Source organism: Vreelandella vilamensis, assembly GCF_031451755.1.
Classification (GTDB): domain Bacteria; phylum Pseudomonadota; class Gammaproteobacteria; order Pseudomonadales; family Halomonadaceae; genus Vreelandella; species Vreelandella vilamensis.
This window is the reverse complement of record NZ_JARWAN010000073.1, coordinates 1-560: the sequence shown is the minus strand read 5'-3', so window position 1 is coordinate 560 and position 560 is coordinate 1. Positions and strand designations below refer to the sequence as shown.

1 protein-coding gene is annotated in these 560 nt (G+C 57.0%); it reads right to left on the bottom strand.

Features of this window, described 5'->3' with window-relative positions; all coding sequences use genetic code 11:
- On the bottom strand, positions 1-455 hold a 455-nt coding region (locus QC823_RS16195), incomplete at its 3' end, for a transposase (RefSeq protein ID WP_422823691.1).
- Positions 456-560: the final 105 nt, after the last annotated feature.

Genomic DNA, 560 nt, shown 5'->3' with positions numbered 1-560 from the left:
GTGACATCGGGCAAGCTGTTCAAGCGCCAGATGGCCAATCGCAATAGGCCTTCGTGCACCGTGTCGAGGTTATCTGGATCACTCAGGCAGGTAATCAAGCGAGATAGCGTGGCTTGTGACGGACGTGCTTCCGCTAACGGCGCCAGGCTACGTGCATCGCTACAGGCGAGTTGCCAGAGGGGATCGTGGCTGAGGATATCGGTATCGCTGAGATCCTCCCATCCCATGGCCCGCTGCAGCACCACGGTACGAAGCTGGCTGGCCAGCGAGTGGCGTACGCGCAGAGGATCTCGCGCATCGACCAGATGGTACGTTAGCGCGTCGATCACGCCACTGGTATCGAGCGCTTCGCGGAGTACCAATCCACCCGCATCGCTGGTAGTAGCATCGCCACTTAATTGCACATGCACGGACCCGTTGCAGGACGGTGACCAGGACGTTACGCTTTCACCCATAGTGGATGGCCTCTTGGAATCGTGTTCTTGCCGGAACGTATTGATTACATTAGAGATTACCATCCACTATTTTTGTTTTCAGGCCTGCCTCGTGAATAACCCGGG